8 protein-coding genes are annotated in these 20,034 nt (G+C 33.9%); 5 read left to right on the forward strand and 3 right to left on the reverse strand.

The genetic code is table 11. The annotated features are described in order from the left end of the window. Positions 1–6 precede the first annotated feature (6 nt). The 5 genes from BM305_RS15020 (at position 7) to BM305_RS15040 (ending at position 17,774) form a co-directional block, all read left to right on the forward strand. On the forward strand, positions 7–10,740 hold the full coding sequence (locus BM305_RS15020; RefSeq protein ID WP_092562551.1) for a non-ribosomal peptide synthetase: 10,734 nt from the start codon (positions 7–9) through the stop codon (positions 10,738–10,740). A gap of 164 nt (positions 10,741–10,904) precedes the next feature. After that, a complete protein-coding gene (locus tag BM305_RS15025) occupies positions 10,905–12,299 on the forward strand; it encodes an MATE family efflux transporter (RefSeq protein WP_177214752.1) in 1,395 nt (464 codons plus the stop codon). A gap of 192 nt (positions 12,300–12,491) precedes the next feature. Next, on the forward strand, positions 12,492–16,325 hold the full coding sequence (gene uvrA / locus BM305_RS15030) for an excinuclease ABC subunit UvrA (protein WP_207649499.1): 3,834 nt from the start codon (positions 12,492–12,494) through the stop codon (positions 16,323–16,325). 32 nt (positions 16,326–16,357) lie between these two features. After that, positions 16,358–16,732, forward strand: a complete 375-nt coding sequence (locus BM305_RS15035) for a cupin domain-containing protein (RefSeq protein ID WP_092562557.1) — start codon at positions 16,358–16,360, stop codon at positions 16,730–16,732. 22 nt (positions 16,733–16,754) lie between these two features. Continuing rightward, positions 16,755–17,774 carry a C45 family autoproteolytic acyltransferase/hydolase gene (locus BM305_RS15040; protein WP_092562560.1) on the forward strand — a complete coding sequence of 340 codons (1,020 nt, stop codon included), beginning with the start codon at positions 16,755–16,757 and terminating at the stop codon, positions 17,772–17,774. A gap of 70 nt (positions 17,775–17,844) precedes the next feature. Here the strand turns inward: BM305_RS15040 and BM305_RS15045 are convergent, their stop codons facing one another. Genes BM305_RS15045 through BM305_RS15055 form a run of 3 tightly spaced genes read right to left on the reverse strand, consistent with a single transcriptional unit; the run spans position 17,845 to position 19,996 of the window. Further along, entirely contained in the window at positions 17,845–18,651 is an 807-nt protein-coding gene (locus tag BM305_RS15045; protein WP_242940557.1) for an SDR family NAD(P)-dependent oxidoreductase, read from the reverse strand. 44 nt (positions 18,652–18,695) lie between these two features. Continuing rightward, positions 18,696–19,058: a response regulator gene (locus BM305_RS15050; RefSeq protein WP_092562566.1), complete on the reverse strand. Its 363-nt coding sequence runs from the start codon at positions 19,056–19,058 to the stop codon at positions 18,696–18,698. 50 nt (positions 19,059–19,108) lie between these two features. Continuing rightward, positions 19,109–19,996, reverse strand: coding sequence for a chemotaxis protein CheX (locus tag BM305_RS15055; protein WP_092562569.1), 888 nt, complete (start codon positions 19,994–19,996; stop codon positions 19,109–19,111). Between the last annotated feature and the right edge of the window lie 38 nt (positions 19,997–20,034).

Raw genomic sequence — 20,034 nt, forward strand, 5'->3', positions numbered from 1 at the left:
TACGGCATGGATAAAAATATATTTCAAAATCTTACAAAAGAGGATAAAGTTAAAAAATTATTATTAATACAAGAACTTGCAAAGAATAAGAATATTAGCGAGTTAAGAAACGTATTAGAAGAGCTGGGTGTTCAACAAGAAAATGCTTCCAATCCATATGAGCCATTTCCCATGTCAGACATGCAGGAATCATTTCTTGTTGGAAAGTTTTATGGTAGAAAACAAGATAATGTAGGCTGTCATATTTATTTCGAATTTCAAGAAAATAATTTGAATGTAGGTATATTGAATGATGCCTGGAATCGGATTGTTCAGCATCATGATATGCTTCATGCAGTTATGCTTGCAAATAAAACTCAGCGTGTACTGCAAGAATATGAACCAATACAATTTAAGGTTTATAATCTAAATGGAAAAAGCGAGGAAGAAATACAACAGCATATAGCACTTATGAGACAGAAAATGTCTCATAAGTGCTATGAAGTAAACGAATGGCCATTGTTTCAGATTTGTATCACAAATCTGGAACAGAATCTATCGCTCATTCATTTAAGTATAGATGAATGGATTATGGATGGGTTTAGCTTATCTTTGCTTTTAAATCAATGGTACAAGCTTTACAAAAATCCAGAAATGAAATTACCAGATTTACATTTTACTTTCAAAAAGTATATAGAAATCCAAAAGGCAAATGAGAATAGTGCAAAGTATAAGCGGGATTTAGAATATCTTATGAATAAGTATAAAAAGCTGCCAAGCGGTCCAGAGCTTCCATGGGTGGAAAATCCATCGTTAAAACCGGGAGAAACGTATTATACGAGAAAAAGATTTCAAATGAAAATCCATAAGGAATATGTAGATTCCATCAAGAAAAAAGCAATTGAATTTAATGTATCTGTAACTGCAATTATATTAACCTGCTTTGGAGAACTTTTGCAAAGATGGAGCAAGAAGAAAAATTTTTCTATCTTAACAACTTATTTTAACAGACCACCTATCCATGAGGAAATTGAAAAAGTAGTTGGACCATTTGTGTCTACCAATATATTTAATGTAAATTTTACAGAAGAACAATCTATCAGTGAAAAAGTGAAATTCTGTCAAAAAGAGCTGTGGGATGATTTGGATCATAATAGTGTTAGTGGAATTAGAGCATTGAGAGAAATGAGGGTGAGAGACAAGGAGGCACCAAATCTGTCTATACCAATTGTATTTACCAGCATGTTGAATCAGGCAGGAAAAGAAGCACAAGACAGCTGGCTTGAAAAATCAGTGTATTCTATTTCACAAACGCCACAAGTATGTTTAGATCATCAGCTATATGAATACAATGGAGAAATAAACATAACATGGGATACAATAGAGGAATTTTTTCAAGCAGAGATATTAGATAAAATGTTTTTGGAATATGAAAGTATTATTAAAAATTTTGCCATTGGTAATGATGCAGGTGAAAAAACAGTAATGCTTACAGAGATACAGCAATCTTACGTTTATGGAAAGAAAAACAACGAATTAGGTTGCAGGATTTATCAGGAATTTGAAATTGAAAATATTAATTTACAAAGGTTAAATCAAGTGTGGAATACACTTGTTAATGCCCATGAAATGCTGCGGGTTGTATTGGATGATAAGGGCAATCAGGTCATCAAAGAAAAAACAGAACCTTATTCTTTCCAAATATTTGATTTGTCGCAGATTAGAGATACTAATAATTTGAACGATGAGCTTGAAAAAATAAGAAAAGAGCAAGTATATGTTATTTTGCCAACAAAGACAGGTACTTTATATGAATTTGCAGTTTCACTTTTGCCAGATCAGAGAGGAAGAATTCATATTACCTTAGATGCTATGATTGCTGATGGAAAAAGTATTGATTTATTATACCAGCAGTTGTTTAAAGCATATCAGAATGAGTGTATGATTAAATCTCCAAGAGGCAGTTTTGCAGAGTATGTTAATTATCTAGAACGTGAAAAGAATGGTGAGGACAAGCGGCATATAACGGAATATTGGAAAAGTAAGTTTGCAAATCTGCCACAAGGACCAAAACTGCCATATAACAGTGTACAAAGCAATTCTGTTGGAATTGGACGAGTGAAGGGGGAAATCAGGAATTGGAAAACATATAAAAACATAATGAAGAAGAATGGGCTTGATCCCAATGCCTTTTTTGTGACTGTATATCAAAAAGTGTTGGAAAAGTGGACAGATGGAACGCCTTTTACTATTGTATATGTTAATTGGGACAGACCACAAATATTTGAAGGAATCGATGAATTGATTGGTGAATTTACCTCACTATGCTGGCTGAATACGTTATCTTCTGAAAGCTTTCTGGAACAAGTTCAAAGAAATCAGGAAATGATTCATCAGGAACTTCAATATGCAAAGGTAAGTGGATTACCTTATCTTAGAAGGCGGCTGATGCAAAAAGATTTTTTACTCCCAGTGGTATATACAAATTATTTGGAACAAAAAGATGATGTTATATCAGATAAAGTAAATATGGGCTATGGCTTTTCTATAACACCAGGCGTATATCTAGATTATATGGGATACGAATCAGGTAATGAATTTTCTTACACATGGGATTATGATACATCTGTTTTCAGCGATGAATTAGTGAAGAATATTTTTGAAGATTTTAAGGAGTATTTACATAATGCTTTAGTTGATTTAGAAAAAGCGGAGTGGGATAATGGGGAGAGAATGTGCATTCATGAACGATTTGAACAATATGTAAGTAAGTTTCCAGATAAAACAGCAGTTACATATAAGGAAGAAAGCCTTACGTATTCTGAAGTAAATGCAAGGGCTAATCAACTAGCAGCATATCTTCAGAGGCAGGGAAGTGGACCAGAGGTACTTATTGCAGTATGCATGGAGCGTTCCCTTGAAATGATAATAGCAATACTTGGCATATTAAAAAGCGGAGCGGCGTACGTTCCAATTGACTCTCATTATCCGGAAGAAAGAATAAGACTTATTGTAGAAGATGCAAATGCATTGATTGTAATTACGGAAGAAAAGCTGAAGGAACGGCTAGGAAGTATATCCAATACGATTATTATATCCAAAGAACTAGATAAATGCAAAATTGAACAAGAATCCAAAGAGAATCTGGTGAACAGGGCAGATGCAGATAATATTGCATATGTAATATATACGTCTGGTTCTACGGGCAAACCAAAAGGTGTGTTAATACCTCATCATAACGTTATTCGACTTTTTGAACAAACGGATCACTGGTTTCATTTTAATGAAAATGATGTCTGGACAATGTTTCATTCCTATGCATTTGATTTTTCAGTATGGGAAATATGGGGCGCTTTATTGTATGGTGGAAAACTTGTTGTTGTGCCATATGAGGTAAGCAGAATGGCTGATAAGTTTTATCATCTTGTTTTACAAGAACAAGTTACCGTATTAAATCAAACTCCAACGGCATTTTACCAATTTATTAATGCAGATGAGAAGTATAGAAAAGAATTAAGTCTCCGATATGTGGTTTTTGGCGGAGAAGCATTAAATCCTCAAAAGCTTTCCCGATGGTATGAGTATCATTTGGATAGTATGCCGAAGTTAATCAATATGTATGGTATTACAGAAACAACTGTACATGTTACATATAGAGCTTTAAATAAAAGTGATGCTTCAAAGGCAGACAGCGTAATAGGTATTCCAATTCCAGATTTGGAGGTCTTTATATTAGATCAAAACCTGAATAAAGTATTAGATGGTCAGTGCGGAGAATTATATATCAGTGGTTCTGGGCTTGCAAGAGGATATTTAAATAGAGAGGAACTGACAAAGGAACGATTTATAAGAAGTCCGTTTGATAAAGCCAAGAGATTATATAAGACTGGTGACTTAGCCAGAATGCTGCCAACTGGAGATTTGGAATATTTGGGGCGTTGTGATTTGCAAGTTAAGATACGAGGTTTCCGAATTGAATTGGGTGATATTGAGTCGGCTTTATTGCAGTATAATGTCATAAAGGAAGCAGTTGTTGTGGTAAAGGACAAAGATACCTCAAATCCTAAAATTGTAGCTTATATAATAACAGCAAATAATAAAGAAGCAGTAGAGGAGAAAGAAATCAGACATTTTGTTCGGAACATCCTGCCAGATTATATGGTTCCAAATACCATTGTTCAGGTAGAAAATTATCCAATGACACAAAATGGAAAATTAGACAGAGCAGCATTACCTTGGCCAGTGGAGGATAAAGTATATGCTTTTGCAGAAAAAATTAGTACTACAAATGCAGATGTAACCCCTGTAATTATTTCTATTATGAAAGATGCTTTAGAAACTACGAAGGATATTCATGAGGAAGATGATATTTTTGATCTAGGTGCCACATCCCTTACTATAATGACTTTGACACAGATGGTTATAGATAAATATAAGATTGAAATACCAATTGAAGTATTATTAACCACTCCTGTTATAAAAGAAATCGCTGGATATGTAAATGCACAATTAGGATGCCAGCAGTTGGATACGCCAGCTGTAAGAACAGAAGATTCAGAAGATTCAGAAGAATTGGAAAACACATTAATTTCAATATTGAAAACTTCATTGGAGATCAATAGTTCGATAAATGCGGAGGATGATATTTTTGATTTAGGTGCTACGTCATTAACTATTATGGATGTTATTACAAAAGTAGAGGAGTTATATCATTATGTAATACCAATTGAGGTGATACTTACTGGAGCTACAATCCGGTCACTTGCGAAACATATTCAATATCAATTGGGCTTTTGTGCAGAACCTATACAAAATCAGCAGGTATCAGAAAATACTGGTTTAGAGAACACTGGTATAGAGAACACTGGTATAGAGAACACCCAAAAAGAGAGAAGTATATATCGCTTAGGAATACAGAAATTTGTAGAAAAGGCATTTGTGAATGCAGCATGTAAAAATGAATTTGAAAGTAAGGAAATCAGTTTTAAAAACTTTTCAAGCTTTCTGCAATTATTAAAAATGAAAAAAGTAAGTGGTGAAACAAAATATTTATATCCTTCCTCAGGTGGAAGAAATGGCGTTCAAACCTATATTTATGTAAAGAAAGATAAAATTGAGAAGATTGAACAAGGGATTTATTATTATAATCCATTGAAACATGAAATGCAGCTAGTAACTCAAAATGTTCTTGATTTGGAAGCGTGCAATATTGATTTTAACCAGAAAGTGTGCCAAGATTCCGCTTTTGTAATATTTTTTATTGCTCAATTAAATGCTCTTAAACCTGTATATTTAGATTATAGTCAGATATTATGCAAAGTTGATGCAGGATACATGGCACAGTTATTACTAAGTAGACAGGCAGAGTATAAGTTAGGATTATATCAGTTAATTGGGCTTGATTTCAGCAGAATACAAGAGTGCTTCGATCTAGATGAGGGTCATTTATTTGTGCATGCTATCGCAGGTGGTTATCACGTAACAACAGAAACTGAAAATGTATTTTCTGAAAAAACATTTGCTGATTATATTATGAATCAGCACATTGATATCCAGCAGAACTATAAAACATTACCAGTTTATGAGGATGAAGAGCTAGTACTAAAAATTCAAAGAGAGAAAAAGTTTAATGTTTTATCAAAGAGAGAACTTGTGGAGCTGACTAAAAAGCAGCCCCATATTAGAAAAGAATTTCAACAGAATTGCAGTGTGGATTTGGAAGATGTTCCTTATGCGGATAATTATTTTACTTTAAGATCCTCTCAAAGAAAGTTTAAAGAATCCCAGGTTCCATATCATAGTTTTGAAAGGTTTATTTCTCTATTACAAAGTAAATATATTAATGGAAGTAATAGAAAATTGTATGTACCCCCATGTGGAGTTACTGGAATTTCAATTTACATTTATGTTACAGAAAATGGAGTGCAGTCAGTTGAAGAAGGAATATACCGCTATGTCAGTGAAAGCAATGAATTAGAAAAAATGAATCAGAAAACATCTATTCCAATTCATATGTGCCATACGCCATTCAATTTAGCGATTTCCAAACAGGCTAAGTTCTTTGTTTTCTTTGTTGGAAATGTAGCAAGTATAAATGAAATTGCTGGAACAGCAAGTCTTCATTATGCAGAACTAGAGGCAGGTATGTGCGGTCAGGTATTAATGGATCATCAAGCTGAATTTGGAATAGGATTAGTTCCGATTGGTGGTATGGATTTTGAAAAAATTCACAAAGATTTTGGTATTAAAACAGAAAATGTTTATATTCACAGTTTAATGTGCGGTGCAGTAGACTATAACAGCAGCAAGGAAATAGAACACCTGATTGACCAGAACGAAATACAAAATAAAAGAATATATGAAACAGTAGTGGTAAAGAATTTGAAGACAGAGGATGAAAGTTTTCCATTATCGTATGGACAACAATCCCTGTATTTTGAATATAAGACAAATCCACAAAGTAGTTCATATAATACAGCGTACAATGTCCGGATTCATAAAAAAATAAATATGGAGATATTTGAAAAAGCTGTACAGCTGTTGATTCAAAAACATGTATTATTAAGAGCAACCTTTGGCGTTAAAAATGGTACCTGCTTTCAAATTATTCATCATGACTATAAAGCTAAAATTAATGTTGTGAATGCGTCTGGCTTTAGTGATGAAAAGCTTATTGAAATTAATAAAGAAGAATATCACAAGCCATTTGATTTGGAAACAAGTCCTGCATTTCGAATTACTTTGTTTAAAGTGGCATCAGATGATTTAATACTAATGTTCAATATACATCATATCATTACTGACTATACATCAACTGGGCTGCTGGTTAGTGATTTGTGGAGCTTCTACGAAAATATGTTAAATGGACAATCTGCTAAACTGGATATTGAAACAGACTATAGATATATCGATTTTATTAATTGGCAAAAGGAATATGTAGAAAGTCCAGAAGGTGAACAAGCCTTACAGTATTGGAAAGAACTTTTGGAAACTAGTAATTCTAAATTAGAACTTCCAACAGACAGAAGAGTGTCTGATGGTCAGAATGTTGGAGGAACCGTTTATTTTACAATAGGAGAAGAATTAACCGTACAATATAAAGAATTAGCAAAAAGAGAGAAAAAGACATTGAATTCTATTATAATGGCGGCGTTTCAAGTATTGCTTTATATTTATAGCGACCAATCAGATATTTCAGTTGCGACAACGGCAAATGCCAGAGGATTACGAAAATTTGAAGGCGTTGCAGGCTATTTTATTAATCCGCTTGTAATCCGCAGTCAGTTAAGTGATGATATGACATTTAGCCAGTTAGCAGAAGAAGTAAATAGAAATATTTTTTCTGCAATCAGGAACCAAAACTATCCATTTCCATTAATTGTTGAAAAGGTGGATAAGAAAAAGCAGGATGGCTATAGCCCGTTTTTTCAAGTTACATTTCAGCTAATTAGCAATATGGGAAAAGGACCAGAGATCGATAAAAGCGTTGAACCATTCAATATACCTCAGCAGGAGGGGCAATTTGACTTAGAAATGGAAATTATAGAACAGGGATATATGAGTGGAAGAATTGCATATAATAAGCTTCTTTTCAATGAGGAAAGTATTCTCCGTTTTAATAAACATTTCATTAATTTATTAAAGGAAATACTAAAAAAACCAGATGAATTGATTTCAGATTATAATATTATTGATGCTGAAGAGAGAGATTTGTTAGTAAATAAATTTAGTCATACCAAAATGGTTCGTTATACAAGGAAATGCATCCATCAATTAGTAGAAGAGCAGTCACAAATGCACCCTGAGTCAATTGCTGTTGTTGGACAGGATTTACAGGGAAGGCGTATGGATATTACCTATGATACATTAAACAGAAAAGCCAATCAGCTGGCTGATTATCTTTTAAAACAATCAAAAGGTGGAAGTGGTATAGTAGGAATTTGTTTACGGAAATCAATTGAACTGGTAACAGCTGTTTTGGCAGTTTATAAGGCTGGTATGACATATATTCCAATTGATCCTGCGTATCCACAGGAAAGATATCATTTTATCGAAAAAGACGCTGAAGTTGAACTGCTCATTGTGTCATCGGAACAGGGGACAAATTTATTTGAAAGCAACAAAGGTGTTGTTGTAATTGATATAGCAAAGGAGCGGCAAAATATAGATGTCTTAAGTAGCAGCAACAAAGCTCTGCCTGTCAGTGATGAGGGAATAGCATATATCATTTATACGTCTGGTTCGACAGGCTTGCCAAAAGGTGTAAAGGTTCCACACAAAGGTGCGGTGAATACATTTTATGGATATTTTGAAGCTTACCTGCTGGAGCATGAATGTAGAAAGCATTTGCAAATGGCTAATTTTACTTTTGATGTGTTTGTCGGCGATTTTATTCGTTCACTCTGCTCAGGGGGCACATTAGTATTATGCCCAAGAGAATACTTAATTGATGTAAAACAGCTATACAAATTAATAGTAGATGAGAAAGTAGAATTTGCAGAATTTGTTCCTGCTGTCATGAGATATTTAACCCAGTATCTGCAAAAAGAAAATTTAATGATTGATTGTATGAAAGGTTTGGTCATCAGTTCTGACAGCTGGAATATGAGTGAATTAAAAGAATTTCAAAAGTATTTTAGCAGCAAAACACGATTTATAAGTGCATATGGTGTAACAGAGGCGTCAATTGACAGCACCTATATGGATTGTAGCGATATTGAAGAAGGAACCAGTGGTTTCGTGCCGATAGGAAGACCATTAGTAAATACCAAAACCTATATCATAACAAAAAAACATAAACTTGCACCATTGGGAGTTCCAGGAGAATTATGCATAGGTGGAATAGGAGTAGCAGAAGGATATTTAAACAGACCGGAACTAAATCAAGAAAAATTTATTGCTGATCCATTTTCAAATGATACTGGAAAAATGTATTGTACAGGCGATTTGGTAAGATATCTGTCCAATGGCGTTATTGAATTTATGGGCCGAATTGATAATCAGATAAAGATACGTGGACTAAGAATTGAATTAGGTGAGGTGGAAAACGTTCTTGTTCAATATGAAGATGTTAAAGAGGGCTGTATCGTTACGAAAAAAGATAAATACGGTGAAAGCTTTTTAGTAGGCTATTATACAAGTAAAGAAGGGAAAAAAGTAATATTAGAAAATCTACAAGATTACTTTAAACAAAAATTACCTGAGTATATGGTTCCTTCTGTATTTGCAGAAATAGAAGAGTTTCCTCTAAACTCTAACGGAAAAATTGACAGAAAACAGCTGCCTGACGTGGAAGTAGTTATACCAGAAATTAGTGGTGAGTATCAGCTGCCAGAGACAAAAATTCAAAAAGAGTTATCACAGGTTTGGATGAAAGTACTTAACATTAATAAAATTGGAGTGAATCATAATTTTTTTGATATAGGTGGACATTCCTTCTTAGCCATTCGATTAATTGATGAAATTAGTTCAAGTCTTGGGTATCATGTGCCATTAGTTGAATTTTTAAAGAATCCGACTATCAGTGCCATGGAACAAATAATTGAACCATCAGGGAACGAAGAGGAAAAAATACAGGATATTGTTTTAGAAAAAATACAGGATAATGTTTTAGAAGAAGAAACCACGTTAAATTCCTCCTGGTACAATCCAGAGAAAATTCTGTTGACAGGAAGTACAGGATTTCTAGGAAGCCATTTGCTGGCTGACATTATGAAAACATATAATAATGCAAAAGTTTATTGTCTAATTAGAGGCAGTGAAAAAGAAGATTCTAAAAACAAACTACTGAGAGTTCTGGAAAGAAATAAAATAGACTATAGTCAGTTTGTACATAGAATTGAACTGGTTAACGGAGATCTTGGTGCTCATAATCTGGGTCTGACTAAGCAGCAGTTTAACCAGCTGGCAGAAGAGATGGACATTATTTTTCACTGCGGTGCATATGTGAATTTTGCCTATCCGTATGAGGTTTTAAAGAACGTAAATGTGGATGGAACAGTTCAAATACTAAAATTAGCAACTACTAAGAAGATGAAGCTGGTTCATTATATTTCCACAACCTCTGTATATGATAATTTGGAAACAACTACTGGGTTTTTCAAGAAAAGAGTCATTATTGGTGAAAACACACCGCTGTTTGAAAATGACAAACTGAAAAATACGCTAGGATATACACAATCTAAATGGCACGCTGAAAAAGTGATTAATGAGGCTAGACAGCAGGGAATACCGGTATGTATGTATCGACCAAATGTTATATCTGGAAATAGCAAAACCGGGGTGTGGAATACAACAGATTTTGCAAGCAATACTCTTATTAGTATTGCAAAATCTGGAGTGATACCAAAACAAAATGCAGCATTTAACTGGGCTCCTGTAGATTATGTTAGTGAAGCAATTGTTTATCTGTCCAGACAAGGTGCTTCAATTAATCAAAACTTTAATGTTACATCTCCATATGATTTGACTTTAACGGATTTAAAAGAGTATTTAACAGAAGCTGGTTATCCGATAGTATCAATACCATTCTCAAAATGGATAAAGAAAATGGAGGAAATTGTATATCGCGACAGTGCTGAAGAAAAAATGCCAAAAGAATTACTGGAGTCAATAAAGCATCAAAATCCAAGAGTAATTGTAATTTATGATTCAAACAATGTTGAAAAAGGATTGAAGAACAGTTCAATAAAATGCCCTGCAATTGACAGTACAATTATAGAAAAGTATTGTAAAAACATCTTGCACAACGATTTGTTGTAAGGTATAATGAAACAAGTATTGTTTTGATTTGTAATGTGAAAAATGATTGATTGCATTCAATTATTTTTCACTACAAAACAATGTGGTATTAAATGCAAAAGTACTTAATTTTTAGAGGAAGCAGATTGTAAAAGTATGCTTTAGAAGGATAAGGAAGGTTGATGATGAAAACAGAAGATTTAAGAGAACCAAAGCTAAGTATGGAAGAAGAAATTGAACGTGGTCCTATTGTTCCAACTTCTATAAAACTGGCTATGCCAATCATTATAGGACAATTACTATTATTACTGTATTCAATAGGAGATACCTGGTATGTCTCATTATTGGATAAAAACTCAACAACATTGATTACTGGTGTTGGATTAGTTGCTCCTATTTACATGCTGTTTATTGCATTAGGAACTGGAGTGTGTACTGGTGTCAGTTCACTTGTTGCAAGAAGTGTTGGTGAAAAGAATGAGAAAATATATACTAAGATAGCAAACTCAGGTTTATTTTTTACAGTAATTTTAGGAATTATATCAATTGTATTATTGTACATATTTGCCAATCCAATTCTTCATTTTTTGGCAGGAACTAGTATTAGCGAAGAAACAATTAATAATGGATTAAAGTATATGCGTTTCCTGATTCCAGGATTAGGAGCTACCTTGATTTATGAATGCCTTCTAGGAATATTGCAAGGTCAGGGGTTAAATAAATATTATGGTATAACTATGATATTATCAACATTAATAAATGCTATATTTGATCCGATTTTCATTTTTGTATTCAAATTGGGAGTTGGCGGTGCAGCATTAGGAACCGCTCTATCCGTTATTTTATCTGCATGCCTTGTGTTTTTTGTATTTATTCCTCAAAATTCAACAATTAAGATTAGCAGAAACGTATCACCTGATAGCAAAATTACCTGGGAAATATTACGAATAGGTATTCCTCATGCATTAAGTATGATTGGACTAAGTGTAATGTTAATGTTTCTTAATAATTTGGTGGGATCGATTAGTGAAGTAGCCATGAATTCATGGTCATTAGTTGGAAGAATGGATGAAATGATTCTTTTAGTTGGTTACGGATTCGGTGGTGCTACCATGACGTTAGTTGGACAAAATTTTGGTTCCAAAAACAAAGAACGAATTAATGAGAGTTATCGTACAAATGTTGTTTTGGGAATTATATATGGAATTATATTTGCAGTCGTTTATAATTTAGTTGCAAAGTATCTTTTCTCAATTTTTACAGGAAATAAAGATGTATTAGATGGATGTCTGTATCAGGTAAGAATTGTTTCCTTTACATATTTAGGCGTGATTGTAGCGATTGTATCAACATCAGCTTTTCAAGCTACAGGTAGAGCATTGCCAGGTTTAATCCTTGATATCATTAGAATGGGTGTCATTACGATACCAGTATCCTATCTGATGATTTATGTATTTCATCAAGAAGTATCTAGCATATTTGTGGTAATTGCAGCGTCTAATCTTTTAACAGGTTTAATTTCGTTTTTGTGGTGTATTAGAAGTATGAAAAATGTTAAATTTAAGAAAGCAATTTCATAAGAAGGATAACATTTTTGCGAAAGAAGAAACCTGAATATTATTTTGACTGTTATATGTAATACGTGTATTCACGGCATGAGTACCTACGGTTTGTAATTGTTTTTGGACAACTCAATTATATAAAAACCAGTGGTCTCATGCCTATTTTTTCAATTAAAACTAAAATATGATAATGACTTGAGGTGATAATAAGTGAAAATAGATGGAAATAATGATGAATGTAGAGATCTTTATAGGACACAAAGCATTATTACAAATCCAGGGAGATATGAACTGTATTATAAGGAACTGCCAACAAACATTAATAGGCTATGTGAGATTATTCAAGGTCTGTTTATTAATTTTAAGTATTGTGATCAATATGATATAAAAATAAGCAAAGAACGTATTGGTGAATCGAATCTTAGATATGTATCGAAAATTCTGGAAGCTGTAGTGGAAAAGAATGCAGATTCAATATTGAACCCAAGAGAGAATAAGGATAAACTGTTAGTGACGAATCGTAGTTTTGCAGTACTTCTGGTCTCTATGATACGCCATTTCAAAATACCAGCAAGAGCAGTGTGTGGCTTTTTTCATGATACAAGTGAACAATGGGAATCTCATTGGATTTGTGAATATTGGAGTAAAAAGGCTGGCCAATGGATTAAAATAGATGCTTCCTTAGATGCAGTGGCAAAGGATTGCTTACATATAAAAAACGAAGGATATAGAGTGCCAGATAATAGGTTTCTCACTTCTGAACAAGTCTGGAAGGACTGTAGAGCGGGGAGACAGAAGGATTCTATTTTTGGGTATGACGATAAGACTGGTTTAGGATTTATCAGAGGTAACTTATTAAGAAATTTTGTGACAGCCAATAGATATGAGGCATTACATACAGATAATTGGTGGAAGTTCAAAAATGCTAAGGATATGAAAAAGGAGGATTTTGAACAGCTCGATAATATTGCAGATGCCTTGCTGTCTAGAGATGATTCTATTCAACGAATGCAGGAATTATTTGAAACAGAAACAGATATCTATACATCGGTAACAGGAAGAATAAAAGATAATTATGAAGTTGGGCCAGCCGAAGAGAAGGAAAGGCTAAAAGGGACTGTTCTTATGAATGAGAATCAAAAGATTCGTAGAGACATCTCATTAAAGCAAGTGAATTTTGATACATATGATGAAAATTATGTAGTTGTGGAAGGTGCTAAACATCATAATTTGAAAAATATTAATTTGAGAATTCCTAAAAATAAGCTTGTTGTATTTACAGGCGTTAGTGGAAGTGGAAAATCTACTTTAATTTTTGATACTATCTTTGCAGAAGCGCAGCGGCGCTTTTTAGTGGGCTTTTCTCCGTTTGTGAGGAGACATATGGAGAAATTTGAAAAGCCTAAGGTTGATTCAATCTATGGATTAAGTCCTGCAATTGCAATTGAACAAAAGCAGATTAGCAACAACCCAAGATCAACAGTTGGTACCATTACAGAAATATCAGATTATCTAAGATTACTGTATTCACGAGTTGGCACACCGTACTGTCTTTCTTGTGGGCAACCTATTGTTAAAATGACACCTAGAGAAATTGCATTAAGTTTATTTGATAAGATAGAGAAAGGTGTTCGATTTACAATATATGCACCATTAATAATTGCCTCTTCATTAGATTGTTCTACAATGGTCAATAGAGCCTTTCAAGCCGGTTACTGTGATATAAAGATAAACGGTTCCATTGAGCATCTAGAAAGTCAAATGAATGTGGGAATAGAAACTGAAAGCACAGTAGAAATTAAAGGTGATTCTTTTATAATACCAGAAGATATAAATCAAGACGTAAAAAATCATTTAATTGATCAGATAACAGAGTCAATCCGTAGAATTTTAGAGTATGGAAGGTCTACTCTAAGAATAGAGGATGAAGGTGAAAATGACTATTTGTTTACAACACAGTTAGTATGTCCTTGCTGCCATACAGGATTTCCTGAATTGAGCTCACAGCATTTCAGCTCCAATACACCACTAGGAATGTGCCCTGCATGTGGGGGATTAGGAATTCAGCAGTCGATTGATGAAAAGCTTTTAATCGAAAATCCAAATGTTTCAATACTAGATGGGGCAATTAAGTGGTATGGAAATCTGAGACAAGATAACAAAACTACTTGGCCGACGGGACCTTTGGACGTTTTGTATAATCATTACCAGGTAAATATTGAAACGCCATGGAAAGAGTTACCCGAGAATTTTCGTAATGTAATTTTATATGGATCTGGAGAAGAAAAGTTATGTTATAAATCTACATTGGGTAATCGGGCTAGTTATAAACCTGTAAAAGGATTAGTGCCAGAATTAACAAGACTTTATTATGAGACAGATTCTGAAGTGACAAAAAAGAAATATGGACAGTATATGGATACCAAACTTTGTGATGCATGTCATGGTACTAAATTATGTGAAGAGGCAAGACATGTGAAGGTAGATAACAAGGCTATTACAGAAATTAATGATATGCCTGTTAGTGAAGTAAAGGAATGGATAAAGGGATTGTATGAAAAGCTAGAGGAACGACTATTTGAGCTGGGAGAAGAAATTATTCTAGAAGTATATAATAGACTCTGTTTTCTAAACAATATAGGATTGCATTATTTAACGCTGAGCAGGACAGCACCAACCTTATCAGGAGGAGAAGGACAGAGGGTAAGATTGGCAAGTCAATTAAGCAGTGGGATGATGGGCGTACTGTATATTTTAGATGAGCCTTCGGTGGGGTTACATCCTAAAGACATTGACAGTTTGATCAAAACATTATATAAGCTTAGGGATCAAGGAAATTCAGTGCTGGTTGTAGAACATGATCAGGAGATTATTGAAAAAGCAGACTGGCTTGTGGACGTTGGGCCTAGAGCAGGTATATTAGGCGGCCAAATAATTTCACAGGGGACTCCAGAGGATGTTGCGCTAGATCCCAATTCCATTACAGGGCAATATTTGAGTAATAAGAAGAACGTATTCATTGAGAAAAAGTGCAGAAAAATGTATGGGGATAAATGGTTGGTATTGAAAGGAGCTAAACATAATAATTTAAAGAATGTTACCGTTCATTTCCCAATAGGAAAAATTTCTTGTGTAACGGGTGTCAGTGGAAGTGGAAAGAGTAGCTTGGTAGGTGGGATACTAGAGCCGCTACTAGATAAGCTGTTAAATGGTGGAAGTGAGAAGATTGGTTCCTTTGAGGCAATAGAAGGTTGGGAGCACTTTGACAAAATCGTTAATGTATCCCAGGCACCAATTGGAAGAAGTCCAAAGTCAAATCCAGCCACATACACAGGATTATTCGATAAGATTAGAAAAGTTTTTGCCAAAACGGAATATGCCATTGCCAATAAGCTGACTTATGAATATTTTAGCTTTAATTCTGAAAAAGGACAGTGCAAAGAATGTAAAGGAGTAGGGCAGACTAAAGTTGAAATGCATTTTCTTGCAGAAATATGGGTTCCTTGTACTGAATGTGGTGGGACAAGGTATCAAAGCAAAATTTTAAATGCCAGATATAAGGGGAAAAATATTGCAGAAGTATTGGATATGGATGTTGAGGAAGCATTAGAATTGTTTTCCGAACAAAAGGATATAGTTAAAATATTACAGACCTTCAAGGATGTTGGACTGGAGTATATAAAATTAGGACAGAGTGCTACAACATTAAGTGGTGGAGAAGCACAAAGAGTTAAGCTTGCAAAAGAATTAAGTGAAAAAACAAAAGGGAATATGATTTATATATTAGATGAACCGACAACAGGTCTTCATTTTAATGACATTCAGTATTTATTAAATATATTTGATCGACTAGCTGATTTAGGTCATACTTTAATTATTATTGAACATAATCTTGATATAATAAAGTCTGCTGACTGGATTGTAGATATTGGACCAGAGGGCGGTGTAAATGGAGGACGTGTTTGCGCAGAAGGTGTGCCAGAAGAAATTGCAGAAGTAAAAGAAAGTTATACAGGGCAGGCACTCAAAAGGATAACTAAGTAAGAAAAAAGTTCAAAAGAGAAAGGGATATAGGAATGAATTTCAAAAAGTACATTTATGAAAATGAGGAATCACCTCTTTCAACAGTATTGTATCACAAAGACATACCTTGTATTACTAGGTTTTTTTCTAATGATTTTCCAGTTTACCATGCAATACATAAAGTAAATGATGCAAGTAATCTGGAAACTTACACAGAAAAACATGTACATGATGTTGACGAAATTAATATTATCATCAGTGAAGATGAGAATTTTAAATTTAGAATCGAAATTGATGATGAGGAACATATTGTAGGACCACATACATCTGTTTTTATTCCAGCAGGTAAAATGCATTCAGCAAATGTAATTTGTGGAAGTGGATACTACATTGCAATAAGAATGAATGATGCAATAAAAGATAAATAGTGATTAAGCAGGAGGAAAATATATGTATCACCCAAGGTTAAAAGGAAATCATTATGAAATGGGAAAAAACTATGGTCAACTGTTATATAAGAAAGGTGTCACATTTGATGATATATTAGATATTTCAACTGAAAAGATGGAGTTTGGTATGGAGTCACTTGACATATGTAAAGAAATTTACCCAGAAGCGCTTGATGAAGTCAAAGGATTAAGCGAAGGTTTCAATTGTTCTTATGAAAAGTTTGCAGCATGGTTGCTTTCTTTGTATTGTTTTGAAGATGAACATGGATGTACCTGCTTCTGCTTTAAAGATAGGGAACAGATAATTTTTGCCCGTAATAGCGATATGTTTCCTGATTTAAAGAAGACAAGTGAAAGTGTATTATACCGGCCCAATCAAGGTAATTATTATATTGGTCACAGTACAGCAATGGTGGTAATGGAAGATGGAATAAATGAGAAGGGGCTGGCAGCAGGTATGACATTTCTGCTTTCCAAGGAAGCAAAACCAGGAATGAACGTTGGTTTGCTGATTAAATATATTTTGGAAAAATGTAATACAGTAGAGGAAGCAGTAGAAGCACTGAAATCCATTCCTATTTCTTCTACTCAGAATATTATTTTGGCAGATAAATCAGGTGATATGAGGGTGGTGGAATGCAGTTGTAATAAAATGAATATTCGTAAGCCTGCTGAAGAGGAGTATTTTGTAGTTGCTACAAATGAGTTTAAGTCCAATGACATGCAAGGGGAGAATGGTAATCCAGAAGAAAACTGGTATTATTCTAATAACAGATATGAGACCGTATCTCAAGCACTTAAAAATAAGCCAGTTGTTGCTCCAGTTGATTATGCATGTGATATTCTGTCTGGGAAAACAGGGTTTGTGTGTCAATATGAGAAAAAGCTTAAGTTTGATACAATATGGTCCGTTGTATATGAATTAAATACGAATAAAATATTATGTGCAGAGGGAAATCCAAAAAGAAAAAAATTTGCTAGTGATGATCGTTTGGAGTGGGGAATTTCTAAACGAAGATAATATAAAATGAGCCGGTTATGGATTGTACATTTTTATATTCCATAACCGGTTTTTTGTGTGTAGTTTATTATTATTGCTTTTTACTGGACTGAATTAGATATTCCAGAGGCAGTGCCCATGAAACAGGACTTATTTTAATTAAAATATGCAAAAGTCTCATTGAAAATCCCGGAATTACTACAGATTTATTATGGAACATGCCGTCTACAGCTGCTTTTGCACAGCTTTTTACATCTTGCAGGTGCATGGACATAGAAGCATTTGCAACAGCATGGAATTCAGTATCAACTGGACCTGGGCAAAGTGTAGTTATGTGAATGGCTTTATGCTGTTTTTTTAATTCATAGTTGATGGCTCTGCTCAGGCTGTATACATAGGATTTGGTGGCACCGTAGGTTGCTAAGACTGGACTTGGTGTATACGCTGCCATACTGGCAACATTTAAAATGTTACCTCGATTTACATTTTTAATAAATAATTTGGTCAAGATATGAAGTGCAACAATATTGGTTTGAATCATATCTAATTCATTTTGCAATGAACAGTCAGAAAAGTGTCCTACCTTACCGAATCCAGCATTATTTACTAAAATAGAAAGAGGAAAGGCTTTATACTTTTCAAATAACAGAAAACAATTTTTTGCATTATTTAAATCCATTACCTCAATATAAACAGAAATTGAATATTTTTTCTCTAGTTTACTTTTTAGTAACTCCAGACGGTCTTTTCGTCTTGCAACAAGAATTAAATTGTATTTTCTTGCTGCTAATAAAGTCGATATTTCTTTGCCTATCCCACTGGATGCGCCTGTAATAATTGCATACATAGTTTGCTCACACCTTTCTTTACTAAAATCAGAAGCGTTACACTTCGTCAAACAACAAAAAACACGCAAAGCGTGTTTCTTGGATATAAAACAATTTATTTTTCTAAAACTCTGCGAATAATATCTGTGATTTGTTCTGGCTCAAATGGTTTTGCTAAAAATTCAGTTGCACCATATTTAATAGCATCTACCATCTTACTTTTCTGACCAGCAGCTGTAACCATTACAACCTTTGCGGCAGCATTAAATTCAATTATTCTTTTTAAGGCAGCAATGCCGTCCAAAACAGGCATTGTAATATCCATTGTCACAATATCTGGTTTTAACTGCATGTATTTTTCAACTCCGTCTTCACCATCGACTGCTTCTGCTACAACAGCATGCCCATCTGCCTCTAGAAGATTTTTTAATACTTTTCTTGATGTTCTCGAATCATCGACAATAAGAATCGTTGCCATATTATTACCTCCCGAATTACTTAAATTGATTTGCAAACAAGTTGAACGGACTATTGGATATCAATAGCACTGTTAATAGAGATAAGCAAATCATTTCTTTTTCCGTTAATGAAAACAGGAACTACATAAATGTGTCCATTTGTCTTGAGCGTACAGTCTGTGTAAAAAACAGGTGGAAGCATATCTACATCCACATTTTCTTCACTAAGTCTAGTTGCAAATAATCCATTAACACAATTAATAAATTCACAGATAGAATCAAAAGAATCTTCATCTAATGCAGTAAATTCTTCTTTTGCATAAGGATTTGCAATTTCTAATAGGGAATTATCTGAACTTGCGAATCCAACAAAAATGTTATGATCCCCTGTTAAACACTGGCTTGCCAGATTAACAAAAGCATAATCCTTCACTGAATATGTATGTTCCAGATAAATGTCGGTACTAATAAAGCGCATGATATTACGCAAAATAAGTCCAATATGATCCATACATAGTGGTTCAGAAAGATCAGTAAAAATAGGTGCAATTTTATCTATATCTCCACTTTTTAATGCAGTTATATTTTCATTTGAAAGATGATTGCGAGTCTGGTATTCTTTTAGCAATGCATTAATTTCTGAAATCGTAAAATATTCCAGGTCAGTAGCTGCCTGTACAAATGCCATGTAAGGGTCGCCTTGCAATTTAAGAAGATGCACCACCTGCTCCTCAGATAAATAGCCTTTCTCAATTGCAATATCTCCAAATCTTTTGTCAACGGAAACTTGTAGATGATTTATTTCATTAGCTTGCTGAGCATTCAATAAATTTTCTGCAACTGCAATTAAACCAAGCTTTACTCTTGAAGATTTTTGAAGTGCAAGAATTTCATTAAATTGTTGGTTCGAAAGTTTATGTGTGTGAATTAAGTAATTTCCAAAGAAATGAATAAACATATAAATCTCCTTTCCCTATTCCATCTATATACTAATAT

This window comes from Anaeromicropila populeti (assembly GCF_900112775.1).
Lineage (GTDB): Bacteria > Bacillota > Clostridia > Lachnospirales > Lachnospiraceae > Anaeromicropila_A > Anaeromicropila_A populeti.